Origin of the sequence: Nesterenkonia lacusekhoensis, assembly GCF_017876395.1 — a bacterium.
Lineage (GTDB): Bacteria > Actinomycetota > Actinomycetes > Actinomycetales > Micrococcaceae > Nesterenkonia > Nesterenkonia lacusekhoensis.
The window spans coordinates 1,760,273-1,775,912 of record NZ_JAGINX010000001.1; the positions used below are offsets into that span (position 1 = coordinate 1,760,273).

General features: G+C 66.7%; 11 protein-coding genes. 5 read left to right on the forward strand and 6 right to left on the reverse strand.

All coding sequences use genetic code 11. From position 1 onward, the window contains the following. Positions 1-47: 47 nt before the first annotated feature. On the forward strand, positions 48-1,349 hold the full coding sequence (locus tag JOF45_RS08325) for a phosphotransferase (RefSeq protein WP_210049034.1): 1,302 nt from the start codon (positions 48-50) through the stop codon (positions 1,347-1,349). A 241-nt stretch (positions 1,350-1,590) separates the two neighbouring features. Continuing rightward, complete coding sequence (locus JOF45_RS08330; protein ID WP_210051387.1) at positions 1,591-1,839, forward strand: WhiB family transcriptional regulator; 249 nt, start codon at positions 1,591-1,593, stop codon at positions 1,837-1,839. 31 nt (positions 1,840-1,870) lie between these two features. Here the strand turns inward: JOF45_RS08330 and JOF45_RS08335 are convergent, their stop codons facing one another. From JOF45_RS08335 to JOF45_RS08350, 4 genes are read right to left on the reverse strand one after another with little or no spacing between them, the layout of a single operon-like run. Continuing rightward, positions 1,871-3,388: a sensor histidine kinase gene (locus JOF45_RS08335; RefSeq protein WP_210049035.1), complete on the reverse strand. Its 1,518-nt coding sequence runs from the start codon at positions 3,386-3,388 to the stop codon at positions 1,871-1,873. 19 nt (positions 3,389-3,407) lie between these two features. After that, positions 3,408-8,342 (reverse strand): NAD-glutamate dehydrogenase, encoded by a 4,935-nt coding sequence (locus JOF45_RS08340; protein ID WP_210049037.1) that lies wholly within the window; start codon positions 8,340-8,342, stop codon positions 3,408-3,410. A gap of 47 nt (positions 8,343-8,389) precedes the next feature. Continuing rightward, complete coding sequence (locus JOF45_RS08345) at positions 8,390-9,853, reverse strand: CpaE/TadZ family protein (RefSeq protein ID WP_210049039.1); 1,464 nt, start codon at positions 9,851-9,853, stop codon at positions 8,390-8,392. Beyond that, positions 9,850-10,554 (reverse strand): CpaB family protein, encoded by a 705-nt coding sequence (locus tag JOF45_RS08350; RefSeq protein WP_210049042.1) that lies wholly within the window; start codon positions 10,552-10,554, stop codon positions 9,850-9,852. The genes JOF45_RS08345 and JOF45_RS08350 overlap by 4 nt, the downstream gene beginning before the upstream one ends. Before the next feature lie 180 nt (positions 10,555-10,734). On the opposite strand from JOF45_RS08350, the gene JOF45_RS08355 reads away from it, so the two are divergent. Next, positions 10,735-10,965, forward strand: coding sequence for a helix-turn-helix domain-containing protein (locus tag JOF45_RS08355; protein ID WP_210049044.1), 231 nt, complete (start codon positions 10,735-10,737; stop codon positions 10,963-10,965). 3 nt (positions 10,966-10,968) lie between these two features. Here the strand turns inward: JOF45_RS08355 and JOF45_RS08360 are convergent, their stop codons facing one another. After that, positions 10,969-11,514, reverse strand: a complete 546-nt coding sequence (locus tag JOF45_RS08360) for a hypothetical protein (RefSeq protein ID WP_210049045.1) — start codon at positions 11,512-11,514, stop codon at positions 10,969-10,971. Positions 11,515-11,600: 86 nt separating this feature from the next. Here JOF45_RS08360 and JOF45_RS08365 point away from each other — a divergent pair, with 86 nt between their 5' ends. Further along, entirely contained in the window at positions 11,601-12,395 is a 795-nt protein-coding gene (locus JOF45_RS08365) for a LysM peptidoglycan-binding domain-containing protein (RefSeq protein ID WP_210049046.1), read from the forward strand. A gap of 42 nt (positions 12,396-12,437) precedes the next feature. Continuing rightward, on the forward strand, positions 12,438-12,944 hold the full coding sequence (locus tag JOF45_RS08370) for an Rv3235 family protein (RefSeq protein WP_210049047.1): 507 nt from the start codon (positions 12,438-12,440) through the stop codon (positions 12,942-12,944). Here the strand turns inward: JOF45_RS08370 and secA are convergent. After that, complete coding sequence (gene secA / locus JOF45_RS08375) at positions 12,936-15,536, reverse strand: preprotein translocase subunit SecA (RefSeq protein WP_210049048.1); 2,601 nt, start codon at positions 15,534-15,536, stop codon at positions 12,936-12,938. The two genes, JOF45_RS08370 and secA, sit on opposite strands and share 9 nt — an antisense overlap. Positions 15,537-15,640 lie beyond the last annotated feature (104 nt).

The window sequence follows — 15,640 nt, forward strand, 5'->3', positions numbered from 1 at the left end:
GCTGCCTGAGCACGCCGCCGGGGCGCAGGCGGAGCATAATGGACACGATGGAGGATCCACATCGGCCGCTGCGCGAGGAGCAGGCAGGAGAACTGCTGCGCCTTGCCCTGCAGGCCTCCGGCCTGGAGCTGGGCACGTGGCGGCGCACCCACCTGTTCGAACGCCCCGGCGCAGAGGCCTCCGCGATCTTCCAGGTCTCACCCCACCACCCGGGAGATCCCGCGGCTGACCCTGTGACCCTCCATCTGGTCGCCAGCACAGTGGAGCTCTCCGCTCAGCAGCGCCGTGCCTCAGGGGCGGTGCGCCTGGACCCCGGGGCAGAGCTCCCCTACGGGGCCGGAGGCCCGGCCCCGGTCCACCTCTGGGCCCATCCGGCTGATCCGGAGCTTCCCGGACTGAGATCGGCCTGTGACCCCGAGCGTCTGGCGCAGCGGATCAGCTCCTGGCGAGGAACTCCGGTGGCAGTCGAGGAGCTGCAGATGCTCGTGCTGCGCCCACTCCGACGGGCCGTCCTGCGTGCGCAGGTCAGACCCGTCTCTCCCGCTCCAGGCAGAGGCCGGGACGCAGAGACCGTGTATGTGAAGGTCATGCGACCTGAGCGGGTTGAGAACCAGCTCAGACGCCACCGGCTGCTGGCCTGCGCTCCGGCGGCCTACGATCTGGGAGAAGGCATCCTGATGGTCGAACAGGCTGCCGGACGTCCCCTCACCGAGCACCTGCACCGTCCGGGGACCCGTTCCGACACTGCCGCAGAGAGCCTCGACGGACTGTCCGCGGACCAGCTCACGGCTCCGTTGGAGGCACTCTGGGCTGAAGACCTGTGGCAGGGGGTCCGCGAGCTGCCGCGCAGGAGGACCCAGGCTGAGCGGCTGGAGGACTATGCCGCCGTCGCTGTGCGTTCAGGAGCTGACCCGGACCGCGTGCGACGGCTGGTCCGTCGCATCCGGGATCGATTGCAGAGCGAACCGGGTCCGATGGTGCCCACCCACGGGGACTTCCATCCGGGCAACATCTTCGCCGCCGTGCGCCGGGATGGCCCCGGGCGGCCGAGCCTCTCCCCCACCGCACTGATCGACGTGGACTCCTTGGGGCCCGGATACCGAGCCGACGATCTGGCCTGCCTGGTCGCCCACCTGCTGACTCTGCCCACTCTGGACCCCGAGGGCTATGCCTCGGTACCACAGGTGACCGACGCCATCTGGACACAGGCTGTGACGCGGCCGGACTGCGGCGATCTGGGAGCTCGGGTCGCTGGGGTGTTGCTCTCCCTGCTTCCCTCCGCGCACACTGGAGACCGCCGTTCCAGGTGGTTGGAACTGGCTGAAAAGCGCGTTGATCAATGTGACTAATACCATGCTGTTCGGGCAGTATTTCTTAGTTATGGACTCTTGTTTGCATGTCGTTAACATGTCAGCCTTGATTACGAAGAAATTCGCGGACGGCCTCTTGCTCCTGAAGACACGCCGTCACGAGTTGCCCACCCAAGCTCTGAGTGACCCTGATGAGGCATGCCTCCCTCCGGGTTGAGGACCGCATCGCAGCTCAGAACCCGAGTCGCGCCTCTCCGGCGCACAAGGAGTAGTGATCGCCATGGATTGGCGCAGTCGAGCAGAATGCCTGGACAAGGACCCCGAACTCTTCTTCCCCGTCGGCAACACGGGCCCCGCTCTGCTTCAGATCGAAGAGGCCAAGAGCGTCTGCCGCCGCTGCCCCGTGATGGACACCTGCCTGCAGTGGGCTCTGGAGACCGGCCAGGACTCCGGCGTCTGGGGCGGCATGAGCGAGGATGAGCGTCGTGCCCTGAAGCGGCGTGCCGCGCGGGCTCGCCGAGCCAGCTGAGCTCAGCAGCGCACCAGCCCTGACTCCCTGATCAGGGAGCGATGATGGGGGCCCGGAGGATGACCCGGGTCCCCATTTTCGTGTCTTCTGCCGTCTTCCACTCGATGGAACCGGACAGCTCTCCGCGCACCAGGGTCTGGACGATCTGCAGCCCCAGGCCGGGCTCCCACTGGTCGTCAGGCAGCCCGACGCCGTCGTCGAGCACCTCCAGATCCAGACGCTGGCGCCCAGCGGCGTCGGTATGACGGTGCACCGAGGTCTTGACCGTCAGCGCGCTGCGCTCCTGGTCCCCCTGCCCGAACCCGTGCTCCACCGCGTTGGCGACGATCTCGGTGATGACCAGGGCCAAGGGGGTCACCATGTCCGGGGGAAGCTGGCCGAAGCTTCCCTCCAGCTCGGTGACCACCTGACGGTCGGACTGCGCCATCTCTGCGGCCAGCCGCAGCTGCCGACGCATGAGCTCGTCCACATCCACACTCTCCGCCAATCCCTGGGAGAGAGAGTCATGGACCATCGCAATGGTCTCCACGCGGCGCATAGCCCGCTCCAGGCCGTGCCGGCCCTCCGAGGAGTCCATGCGGCGGGACTGCATGCGCAGCAGAGCCGAGACCGTCTGGAGATTGTTCTTCACCCGGTGGTGGATCTCCTTGATGGTGGCGTCCTTGGACATCAGCTGCTTGTCCCGGCGCCGCAGCTCGGTGACATCACGGCAGAGCACCAGAGCCGCGAAGCGCTCCTCGCCGCGGTAGAGCGGGATCGACCGCAGGGTGACAGTGGCGCCGTGAGCTTCGAGCTCAGCCCGCATGGCCCGCTTGCCGGTGAGCATCAGCGGCTGGGACTCATCGACGGCGACGCCGGTGGCCCGCTGCAGCTCCGCTCCGATGCTCGCCAGAGAGCGTCCCTCCAGCGCATCGGAGACTCCCAGCCGCAGAAGAGCCGAGACGGCATTGGGGCTGGCGAAGGTGATCTCACCATCACTGTCCAGGCGCAGCAGGCCGTCACCGACGCGCGGCGCGCCGCTGTAGCCGGTGAACTCCTGCGCAGTGTCCGGCCACCGTCCCGCAGAGACCATGGCGAGCAGCTCTTCGGCGCAGCGGCGGTAGGTCAGCTCCAGCCGAGAAGGGGTGCGCAGCGCCGCGACGGAGAAGTGCAGAGTGATGACCGCCAGAGTGCGCCCCGAGCGCACCAGCGGCACCGCCTGGACACGCATCCTGGCCGGAGAGGGCTGGCCCTGATCCGAGGAGTTGGTGACAACCTGGGCTGACCAGGCTCGCTCCACCATCGGTTTGAGGTCGGCCCGGATGCGGTCTCCGACCACATCGCGATGGACCAGCGTCTGCGTGGTGGACGGCCGCGCCTGCGCCAGAGCGATGAACGACCGTTCCTCGGCGGAGACGAAGCCCTCCTCCGTGCTGGGGAACCAGAGGACCAGATCAGAGAAGGCCAGATCAGAGAGCAGCTGCCAGTCCCCCACCAGAGCGTGGACCCATTCGACGTCCCGCTCGGAGATGTGCCGGTGCCCCGTCAGGGGTTCTTCGTAGATCGCCATCAGGTTCCCTCTTCGTTCCTCAGGATCCGACGAGTCCGCGCAGGTGGCGCAGCAGCACCGTCAGCGAGGCGATGTTGTCGGCGTCGAGCTCATCCACTTCGGCCATCAGACGCTCAGCGCGGTCCAGCTTGGCGTGGCTGGCCTGCTTCCATTCCTCCAGCCGCTGGCCCGGGTCCCCCGGCTCAGTGGTGCGCAGCACCGACTCGGTGATCTCACGGACCGCATAGTAGAGCTCATCCCGCTGGGCGCCGCGGGCCAATGCCTGCCATTTGTCCAGCCGGGAGAGGCGAGTGATGCGGTCGAGCAAGCTGTCCACCTGGAACTCCGCATAGACCGCGTAATAGACGCCGGCCACCTCATCGGCCGGGCAGTCGTGCTCGCGGGCGAGCAGGGCGATGTCCAACAGGGAGAAGGCCTCGAAGAGCTCCGAGACCCAGGAGGCCAGCTGGTCGTCCATCCCCGCGGCCAGCGCCTCCTCCCGCTTGGACTCCACGCGGGCGCGATCGGCCCCGCGCAGGTGTTCGGCGAGATTGCCGTAGAGCGAGGAGATGTGGGCGGAGAAGGTCTCCACGTCCTGGCGGACCGTGGTCCCGCGTGCGGATTCGCTGCCGGCGGCCGTATGACTGACCACCCAGCGGACTGCGCGGTCGAGCAGCCGGCGCATGTCCAGGTAGATCAGCGCCCAGCGGTCCCGCGGGAAGGAGACCGGCAGGTCCCGCATGGCCGCGTCGAACTCATCGAGGCGGAACAGCTCCCGGACCACGACGAAGGCACGGACCACCTGCTCCTCTGCGGCGAAGGTCTCCTCCATGGCGCGGAAGACGAAGGCCGCTCCGCCCATGTTGATGACGTCGTTGGCCACCACATTGGCGATGATCTCGCGCTGCAGCGGATGCCAGGGCAGCTGCTCGGCGAAGCGGTCGGTGAGCTGACCGGGGAAGTAGCCCTCCAACGTGGTGGTGAACCATTCGTCGTCGGGCAGAGCCGAGTCCACCAGCGCTACCTTGAGCTGAATCTTGGCGTAGGCGGTCAGCACCGCCAGCTCCGGAGCGGTCAGGGTCCGCTCGCCGGCCTCGTGCCGCCGCTCCAGCTCAGTCTCAGTGGGCAGCACCTCCAGCTCGCGGTCCAGCCCTGCGCTCTCCTCCAGCCACCGCATCAGACGCTTGAAGCTCGGCGACCATTCGCCCAGCCGCTGGCGCTCCGTCAGCAGCAGCACGTTCTGATCCTTGTTGGTCTGCAGGACATGCTGGGCGACGTCCTCAGTCATCGACTTCAGCAGCTCTGTGCGCTCCTCCTCCGGCAGGTGACCGGAAGTGATCAGCTGATCCAGCATGATCTTGATGTTGACCTCGTGGTCCGAGGAGTCGACGCCGGCGGAGTTGTCGATCGCATCGGTGTTGAGCAGCACGCCATGCTGGGCGGCCTCGATGCGACCGGCCTGGGTGAGACCCAGGTTGCCTCCCTCTCCGACGACCTTGGCCCGCAGCTGGCGACCGTCGACACGGATGGCGTTGTTGGCCCGGTCTCCGACCTCCTCATGGGACTCCTCGGAGGATTTCACATACGTTCCGATGCCGCCGTTGTAGAACAGATCCACCGGCGAGCGCAGCACGGCGTTGAGCAGCTCCGGCGGTGACATCGCCTCGGTACCCTCGGGCAGGTCGAAGCGCCGACGCATCTGTGGAGTGATCTCGATGCTCTTGGCTGTCCGTGAGAAGACCCCGCCGCCTTCGGAGATGAGGCTGGTGTCATAGGCGTCCCAGCCGGAGCGGGATGCGGTGAAGAGCCGCTGGCGCTCGGCGTAGGAGGCAGCGGCGTCGGGATCCGGATCGATGAAGATGTGCAGGTGGTTGAACGCTGCGACCAGACGGATGTGCTCGGAGAGCAGCATGCCGTTGCCGAAGACATCGCCGCCCATGTCTCCCACGGCCACCACGGTGAACTCTTCGTTCTGGGTGTCGATGCCCAGCTCGGCGAAGTGAGACTTCACCGACTCCCAGGCGCCCCGAGCAGTGATGCCCATGGCCTTGTGGTCATAGCCCACCGAACCGCCGGAGGCGAAGGCGTCACCCAGCCAGTGGCCGTACTCCAAGCTGATGGCGTTGGCCGTGTCGGAGAAGGTGGCGGTCCCTTTGTCCGCGGCGACCACCAGGTAGGCATCGTCGCCGTCGTGCCGGACCACATCCCGGGGAGGGACGATCTGGATCGCGCCGTCCTGCTGTGCTCCTTCGTCGCCCGACGCGCCCTCCGGGTTCTGCGGATCCCGGGTCACCTGTTGGTCGGTGATGTCCAGCAGGCCACGGATGAAGATCTGGTACGCCGCCCGGCCGGCCTCGAACCAGGCTCCTCTGTCCTGGGCGGGGTCCGGCAGCTGTTTGGCGTAGAACCCTCCCTTGGCGCCGGAGGGGACGATCACAGAGTTCTTGACCATCTGAGCCTTAACCAGCCCGAGGACCTCTGTGCGGAAATCCTCCTGCCGGTCCGACCAGCGCAGACCGCCGCGGGCGACCTTGTCGAAGCGCAGATGAACCCCCTCGACCTGCGGCGAGTAGACCCACACCTCATGAGCGGGACGCGGCTGGGGCGCGGCGTCGATGGTGGCGGGGGTCAGCTTCAGAGAGAGCCATCCGTGGCCCTGATAGGCATTGGTGCGCTGAGTGGATTCGATGAGGTTCAGGAACGTGGAGAGCACCCGGTCGGCGTCCAGGGTGGGCACAGCTTCCAGCGCGTCCTTCACCGCAGTGCGGGCCTGTTCCATGGCGGCGGCGCGGTCCTGCCCCTCCTCCAGCTCTGGGCTGGGATCGAAACGCACCCGGAAGCAGGAGATCAGCGCGCGGGTGACCTCGGGGTTCTGCAGAAGTGCCTCGGCCAGGAAGTCGTAGGAATGCGAGATGCCCAGCTGGCGCATGTAGTGGGCATAGGCACGCAGCACGATGACGTCATGGATGCCCAGGCCCAGGCGCAGGACCAGCCGGGAGAAGATGTCCGACTCTGCGGTTCCGGCCAGCACAGCGGTGTAGGCCTCACGGAAGAGATCGATGGTGGTGTGCGGATCCACGCCTTCCGAATAGCACAGGCCCAAGTCATAGAGGTGGAAGGTTGTGCCGTCCGCGCAGCTGAGCACATAGGAGCGCTCGTCCAGGATGGAGAGCCCGAAGTCATCGAGCACCGGCAGAGTCTCACTGAGCGTCTTGGGCTCGGTCAGGTACAGCTTGACCCGCATGTGGGCGACGTCGCCTGGCTGCTGAGGCGGGTAGAACTGCATCCGCGGCACCGGGGAGCCGTTGGGCGTACGCTGCTGAGCGCCCTGGCCTTCCAACATCTCGAACTGGGCGATGTCTCCGAGGGCATCCGGGATCTCATAGAGGACGCGGTAGTCGTCCGGAAAGGCCTCTCCCCACCGTGCGGCGATACGTTGGGCGGCATCGGCCGAGTAACGATCCTGGGCCTCCTGCGCAATGCCCTCGGACCATGATCGGATGGTCCGCTCCAGCCGGCGCTGCAGTTCATCCTCGGAGATCTCCATGGCCCCGCTGTGCTCGTCCTGGCGCAGGCGGATGCGGAAGAAGACACGAGCCAGGACCGACTCGGTCAGCCGAACATTGAAGTCGATGGAGTCGGCGTCGATGAAACGCATCAGCTCCTGCTCGACGCGGCGCCGGACCGCAGTGTTGTAGCGGTCCCTGGGCAGGTAGACCAGTGCGGTCATGAACCGGCCGTAGAGGTCCTTGCGCAGGAAGAGCTTGATCCGCCGGCGCTCCTGCAGCTGAAGGATCTGCCAGGCGATCTCTTCGATCTCCTCGATAGACATCTGCAGCAGCTCATTGCGCGGATAGGTCTCCAGGATCTGCAGCAGATCGGAGCCGGAGTGGGAGTCTGCGGAGAAGCCGGAGCGCTCCAGCAGCTGCCTGGCACGGTGGCGCAGCAGGGGAATGTTGATGATGGACTGGGTGTAGGCGCTCTGGCTGAAGAGTCCGACGAACCGCCGCTCGCCCCGCACAGAGCCGTCCGGCCCGTAGGTCTTCACCGCGACATAGTCCATATAGGTGCGACGCCGGACGGTGGAGCGGGCGTTGGCCTTGGTGATCACCAGACCGTTGCGCTCCTCTGGGCGGCGCCCCGGGGCCGCTGCGACACTCTCGGCGGCACGCTCCAGCGCGCCCTGGCCACTGCGTTCGGCCAGCACGCCGAGTCCCGTTCCGGCGACCGGTTCCCAGCTGCCGGAGGGATCCTCGGCGGTGGAGAACTCATATTCCCTGTAGCCCAGGAAGAGGAAGTTCCCGTCGGCCATCCAGTCCAGCAGGTCGGCGGCTTCGTCGGAGTCGACCAGGTCTTCAGCCTCACGGAGCAGGCCGGCGGCCCCGCGGGACCGGGCGGCCATGCGCTCTTGGTCCCGGTGGCTGCTCTTGACGTCTTCGAGCACCCGGTAGAGCCCCTCCACCACCTGGGCGGAGGCCTGTTCGTCCAGCTCCTGGTCCAGCTCGACGGCGATCCAAGATTCCAGAGCCGTGCGGTTCTCATCGGCGAGCAGTGCTGAGATGTCGGGGAGGGTCTGAGTATCGCCTGAGGAGAGGCCTCGCTCCGGAGCGGGGACGGATTTCACGGCCAGCAGCGAACGGGTGTCCCGGCTGCGGCTGGTCAGCAGCACCGGGTGGACCACCAGGGACATCGCATAACCGTTGCGGGTGACCTCTGCAGTGACCGAGTCCACCAGGTAGGGCATGTCGTCGGTGACCACGAGCACGATGCTGCGCCGACCGACGGTGACCACGGCGGCTCGCGGCTCCGAGGAGGTGCGGGAGGCCGCCAGCTCCACGTGTGCACGGACTCGTTCGACCTGCTCCTGGCCGCTGACGGACCAGAGGTCCTCCCGGGCGATATGCGCGTAGTACGCCTCTGTCAGATCATCCAGGCTGTCATCATCGGCAGTCCATAGAGTCTTTTCACCGGGCATGTGCGCCTGCTCTTTCCGCATCGAAACCTGCTGCTGCTTCTGCTCTCTCAGCCTAACGCGGATTCGCGCTTCCGCAGGCTCAGACGCCGCCGTCTTCTGGTCCGCACGTCCACTCCGGCCAGTGCGGCGATGCCGCGCCGCAGCTCGGAATCCGGCGCCGCCTCAGCCAGCGTCTGACCCTTCAGCAGAGCGGCATCGCAGGACTCCACATCCCACGGGAGGAAGGCCGGGTCCCCGCCCTCGGGGCCGAAGCGCCGCCAGGTGCTGCGCAGCTGCTCCTGGGGCGAGCGCCCGACGACGCCGCGGCGGACTTTGGTGATCAGGGCTGCAGCCGCGGGGGCCTCCGGAACCTCATGACGGATGTCTTCCAGCGCTTTGACCAACCGCGGGAAACCGACCGGGTCACAGGTGCCCAGCGCCAGGAGACGATCGGCCTCCTGCAGGGCACAGACCGTCGCGGCATGGCGCTGCGGAGCCGCGGTGTCATAGGTCAGTTCCTCGTCCTGCTCGACGGAGGCGGAGACATCCACGATGACATAGGGGTATTCGTTCCTCGCCAGCTGCAGCACTTCGCGCAGCGCGCGGCTGCGCAGCTCCGGCCACCGGCTGGCTCGAGGCAGACCGGTGAGCAGGTGCATGCGGCTTCCTCGGACCTCGGCGACAGTGCTGGCCCGCCTCAGTCGGGCCGCGTCGAGACGCCCGAGATCAGCCTGACGGCAGGCCTGGGCCAGTCCCGCCGACTCCTCGAGCAGCCCCAGGTGGGTGACCACCCCGGAGGCTGTGGTGTCGGCGTCGATGAGAAGCACCCGGTAGCCGGCCCCGGCGAGCTCGGCGGCCATATTGACCGCCACCGTCGTGCGCCCGGGACTGCCGTGAGCGCCCCAGACTACGGTGACGCCTTTCTGCGGACTCGGCCCCTCCTCGGCCTCTGCGGAGGCTTCGTCGCCGTCCCCGGAGGAGAGCTCCTCGTGTTCCGCCTCCTCAGCGATATCCGCAGCTGAGATCCCCGCCGCAGAGATCTCTTCCGACTCGAAGGCCGGGACCTGCGTGTCGGTGCTCCACGGCGAGAGCTCGTCTGACCCGCCGGAGGCGTCCAGACCTTCGGAGAAGCTGCGCGAACCGGTCTCAGGCGGAACCTCCTCCGAGGGAGAGTCCGGAGGCACGGGCAGAGCGGGTGAGCCCATCAGCGCCTCAGCCAAGCGGGTGACCTCGACGTCATCAGGATGGGCCGCCACGCCCAGGGACGCCAGGCGGCGCCGCTCCTCCTTGACGTCTGAGACCACCACGACGCGCAGCTCCGCGGCCTGCAGGCGTTCGATCAGCGAGGCGGTCAGTGCCGTGGTGCTGCCGATGATCAGTGCGGCATCGGCTCGCATACTCTCAGCAGCAGCTGTCAGCTCAGCGAGATCGGCGCAGCGCCGGTCCACGGTGACCGTGCCCTGCAGCCCTTCGAGTGCGGCGATGTGGTCGGTCTCTATCGTTCCGGTGGTGATGACCGAACAGCGCCTCATGCCGTCTCCTCGGCCTCTGCGCCGTCGTCGGAGGCGGCAGCGCCGTCGGGGTCTGCGCCGGTGGGGATGATCGAGAGCGATCCGGCCGAGCTGCGTGCCTCCAGGACGGCGGGCATATCCTCCGGATCGATCAGGAGCTCGACAGTCATGACCGTCGCTGAGCCGAAGGTGGAGGAGGATTCGCTGACTGCCGAGACCTCGGCGGCGAGCACGAGCTGCTCTGCTCGGGAGGCCTCCTCCTGTTCGGCCACAGTCCCCTGCCGCACCGCCCAGAGGTCCACTGCCCGGCCCGGCTCCACGGCTTGGGCCAGAGTGTGCTCCACCTCCAGGGTCACTGCCTGGCGGCCCAGCGGATCTGCGGCACCCACGGCACGCTGCGGGATGAGCTCGCCTTCGTCGACGACGGCGACGAACTGCAGGCCCGCCTCCGGCGTCTGCTCAGCGCTGAGATATCGATCTGAGACCTCGTCGATGCGGACGTCGACGACCCGCAGATCATCCTCCTGCACCTGCTCCCCCACTGCGAAGGCTCGGTCCGCGGCATAGACGGGAACGGTGCGGTCCTGAGAGGAGACCAGAGCGGTCACACCGGCCACGGAGAGCAGCACGATCAGCACGCCTACCAACAGCCGAGGATCCTTCCACCCTGGTCTGCGCAGACGCTCCGCGGCTTCCGGGCTCTCGTCGGTGGGCATGCTCATCCGTGGACTCCATTCCCCATGCCCCTCATCAGGCACAGTCCTCTTCCAGCGTCAGCGGCGAGAAGCTCAGTGCCCCTGAGTCTGAGGTCAGAGTATCCAGGAAGTGCAAATGAAAACAAATGACACTAAAATGAGGAGGTCATAGCTGATCACACCCGCGACGCGCCTTCGGAGGTCCCCGTGCGACGCTTCCTCACCCTGCCTGATGTCTGCGAAGCCCTGAACATCACCATGTCTCAGACGCGCGCGCTCATCAAGAGCGGAGAGCTGGAGGGGATCCAGATCGGCGGGCGCGGCCAGTGGCGCGTGGAAGAGGCCAAGCTGGACGAGTTCATCGAACGCCAGTACGCCATCCAGCGAGAAGCACGGACGCAGAACGCCTCCACCGAGCAGACGTCGTCCAGCAGCTGATCCTCAGGCCCCGCTGACCATCACCACTGCTGCCAGCGGTACCGCCACCGCCCCCTGCGCCGCGCGCCTGCGCGGGATCTCCCCCGGAGGCGCCGGAAGCACCTCCATGACATCCCGGCCGACCTCCAACAGAAGGCCTTCCGCCAAGATCCCTTCCGCCCCGAACACCACCACCTGCGCCCTGTCCCTGAGCAACTGGCGCAGCGGCGCCGTGATGCCCAGACGTCGTCGCGCATGACTGCGCTCAGTCTCCGCTCGCCGAGCGAGCCCGACTGCTGATCGCACGGCCCCCGCAGGGATCAGGACCTCACGCGGCCCTTCTGCCCCCGAGAGCCAGTCCTCCCCGACCGCACCCACCGTCAGACTGACCCGCCGACCGCCGGCCACGACCAGGTGGACCTCGGACCCGCGGCTGGCTCGCAGGCGGTCTGTGAAGCGCAGAGCTGAGCGCTCCAAGCGCACCGCCTCCGCAATCTCAGACTCCAGCTCCGCCTCCGACGCCGCCGCGAACGAGGTCTCCATGTCATCGAAGAGTGATTCCCACCGCATGCACCCATCCTAGGCCGACGCATCGCCGCGCGATGAGACGAAAAAATCTCTTGCGGCACCATAAGACATCAAATAGCATCAAATGCATGCTTCGGGAATCGACGACGCGACAACAGGACCTCGCACTCTCCGTGCTCACACTGAGCGCGGGACCGCTGCTGGTTCTGTGCGGCGGCGCCCTGGCGCCGGAGGTCGCCGAGCCGCGGCCTGGCCCTGGAGCCGTCGGCGCAGCAGTCTCGCAGAGCGTCGCCGACCTGCGTCGGGGCACCCTGCAGACAGTGGATGAAGTGATGGGGCTGGCCGCTGTGGCTGGTGGCATCCTGCTCACCCTGCTGACCCTGGCCTCCGTCCTGGCCGCTGCCGCTGCGGTGATCGCCCACCGCGCGGGAGCCCTACGGGTGGAGCATCTGCTCAGCAGGCTCTCCCCCGGCTTCATGCGACGGACTCTCGTCGTCACCCTGAGCGCACACCTGGCCGTGGGCGGACTCGCTTCCGCTGCGGCCACCGCTCACGCGGACCTTCCGGCGGAGCAGAGCATCGCAGCGGATGCTCCGCCTGCTCCCACGTTCATCACCGCCGGAACTGCCGAGACGGAGGCCTCGATGACGCCGCTGTTCACTCCGACCGCACCAGCCGCCCCGGCGGAGCGCCACCAGGGCGCGCAGCAGCGCACGGACCCTGGTGAGGAGGACCGCATCACCGTGCGTCCTGGGGACACGCTCTGGGAGCTGGTCGCCGCCGACCTGGGGCCCGGTGCCACCGACTGGGAGATCGCCCGTGATTGGCCTCGCTGGTACGACCACAATGCCGCAGCGATCGGCGGGGACCCCGGAGCTCTCGCTCCGGGCACCGTTCTGGACAAACCACCGGCAGCGCGCTGAGCCGCAGCGGCTCGGCCTGCCCCATCTGATGAGGAGAGACACATGACAGTCACCACTCCAGCACCGCTGGTCCGCTCCAGAGGCACCTTCCGCCTGCAGCGTGAGGACGAACTGGCCAGCGATCTGCGCAGCAGCACCCCCACAGAGGTGGCCGCCGCCAGCAGCGCTCAAGGGGGCGGCCGGCGGCCCTCTGCTCTGGCCACCTCAGCTGAGGAGGAGCGCCAGATCAACGCCATCGCACGGATCGTCTGCCAGGCCACGATGGAAGCTCTGGCCGGGCTTCGCCCGGTGGTCCAGCTGCAGCGCTGGCTGGAGGCGCAGGTCTACAGCAAGGTCAGAGAGCGGGTGGAGCTCACCCATGAGGCCCAGGAGCTGGCCCCCAAGGCTCCCCGTCCTCTGGCCTTCCACCAGGTGCGCACCGAGAAGGTCGCCCCAGGGGTGTGGGAATGCGCCGTGATCTTCGGGGACGAACACCGTGTCCGAGCCTGCGCCCTGCGCATGGAGGCTCACCGGCGTCGGTGGCGCGTGGTCGCCCTCGAACTAGGCTGAGGTGCTGCTGGTCTCCTGCTTGGCACCGTTGGAGGAGACCGCCAGACGCCCATCCTTCACACCAGGGAGGGAGGGCGCGTCGCCACCTTCAGGCACCGCCTGGACCTCGGCATTGAACAGGTAGCGCACGGAGTCCTCGCGGATGGTGTCGGCCATCGTCTGGAACAGCTCGTAGCCCTCGCGCTGGTACTCCACCAGCGGGTCACGCTGAGCCATGGAACGAAGCCCGATGCCGGACTTCAGGTAGTCCATCTCGTAGAGGTGCTCCTGCCACTTCTCATCGATCACCGAGAGGAGGACGCGGCGCTCGAGCTGACGGAGGTTCTCCGAACCGATCTCTGCCTCCTTCTTCTCGTAAGCGATCTTGGCGTCGGAGATGATCTCTCGTTTGAGCAGCTTGGCGGTCAGTTTGTCCACGCCGCCGGCCTCTTCGACCAGGTCCTCGATGCTCAGGGAGATCGGGTAGAGCGACTCCAGCTCCTCCCAGAGCCCCTCGAGGTCCCAGTCCTCCGGGGAGGGGGCGTTGGTCTTCTCACTGATCATCAGGCTCACAGCATCCTCGATGAAGTGCTGAACCTTCTCATGGACGTCGCTGCCCTCAAGGATGCGGCGGCGGTCCGAGTAGATCGCCTCACGCTGACGGTTCATGACGTCGTCATACTTCAGGACGTTCTTGCGGATCTCGGTGTTCTGCCCCTCGCGCTGCTGCTGGGCATTGGCGATCGCACCGGAGACGAACTTGTGCTCCACCGGAATCTCATCGTCCATGGCCTTGGAGTTCATGATCCGAGCCGCAGCGGCCTGATTGAACAGACGCATCAGGTCATCGGTCAGCGAGATGTAGAACCGGGATTCGCCGGGATCGCCCTGACGACCGGAGCGGCCGCGCAGCTGGTTGTCGATCCGGCGGGACTGGTGGCGCTCAGTGCCGAGCACATAGAGGCCGCCGAGCTCGCGGACCTCATCGCCTTCCTCCTTGGCCTCCTCTTTGGCCTGAGCAAAGACCTCGTCCCACTTCTCCTCGTACTCCTCGGCGTCGCGCTCAGGGTCCAGCCCAAGCTTCTCCATCTGACGCACGGCGTTGAACTCAGCGTTGCCGCCGAGCATGATGTCAGTGCCGCGGCCGGCCATATTGGTGGCCACAGTGACCGCACCCTTGCGTCCGGCCTGAGCGACGATGGCCGCCTCACGCTCGTGGTTCTTCGCGTTGAGCACCTCGTGCTTCACCCCGGCCTTGGCCAGCAGCTTGGAGAGGTACTCAGACTTCTCCACCGACTCGGTGCCGACCAGCACGGGCTGACCCTTCTTATGCCGCTTGACGATGTCCTTCAGGACGGCGTCGAACTTCACGACCTCGTTCTTATAGACCAGGTCGTTGAGATCCTCCCGCTGGCGCGGGCGGTTCGGCGGGATCGGGACCACCTGGAGCTTATAGGTGGACATGAACTCGGCGGCCTCGGTCTCGGCGGTGCCGGTCATGCCGGAGATCTTCTCGTAGCCGCGGAAGTAGTTCTGCAGCGTCACCGTGGCGCGCGTCTGGTTCTCCGCCTTGATGCGGACGTTCTCCTTGGCCTCGATGGCCTGGTGGAGCCCCTCATTGTAGCGGCGGCCCTTCAGGATACGACCGGTGTGCTCATCGACGATGTGCACTTCACCCTTGACGACCACGTAGTCCTTGTCCCGGACGTAGAGCTCCTTGGCCCGGATGGCGTTGTTCAGGTACTGGATCAGCGTGGTGTTCTGGGTCTCGTAGAGATTCTCGATGCCCAGGTAGTCCTCGACCTTGTCGATGCCGGACTCGGTGACGCCCACCGTGCGCTTCTTCTCGTCCACCTCGTAGTCCTCGTCCAGGGTCAGACGGGTCACCAGAGTGGCGAAGTCGTTGTACCACCGGGAGATGTCGCCGGTGGCCTGCCCGGAGATGATCAGCGGGGTCCGCGCCTCATCGATGAGGATGGAGTCGATCTCATCGATGATCGCGTAGTGGTGCTCACGCTGGACCAGGTCGTCCAGGGACTGGGCCATGTTGTCGCGGAGGAAGTCGAAGCCGAACTCGTTGTTCGTGCCGTAGGTGATGTCCGCGTCGTAGGCCTTCTTGCGCTCAGAAGGCTTCATCCCGTTGGTGATGACTCCGGTCTCCATGCCCAGGAAGCGGAAGACGCGGCCCATCAGCTCGGCCTGATACTTGGCCAGATAGTCATTGACGGTCACGATGTGCACACCCTTGCCGGAGAGCGCGTTGAGGTAGGCCGGGGCCGTGGCCACCAGGGTCTTGCCCTCACCGGTGCCCATCTCAGCGATCTTGCCCAGGTGCAGAGCCGCACCGCCCATGAGCTGGACGTCGAAGTGGCGCATACCCAGCGTGCGGCCGGCCGCCTCCCGCACAGCGGCGAAGGCCTCGGGCAGCAGCGAGTTCAGCGACTCGCCGTCCTCGAGCCGTTCCTTATAGCGGTCGGTCTCGGCGCGGAGCTCGTCGTCGCTGAGCTCCTTGAACTCATCCTCGAGCAGGTTGACCGCATCGGCGTAGCCGCGCAGCGTCTTGAGGATCTTCTTATCCCCAGTCTTGAGGATCCGTTCGAGCAGAGTGGGCACAGCCTGTTCTCCATCAGAGGTTCATCAGTACGTCCTCGTCAGTCTACGCTTCGGGCTGGGAAGGAGCTAAACACCCCTTCCCAGCCCGATGCGGTCAGTGCCGG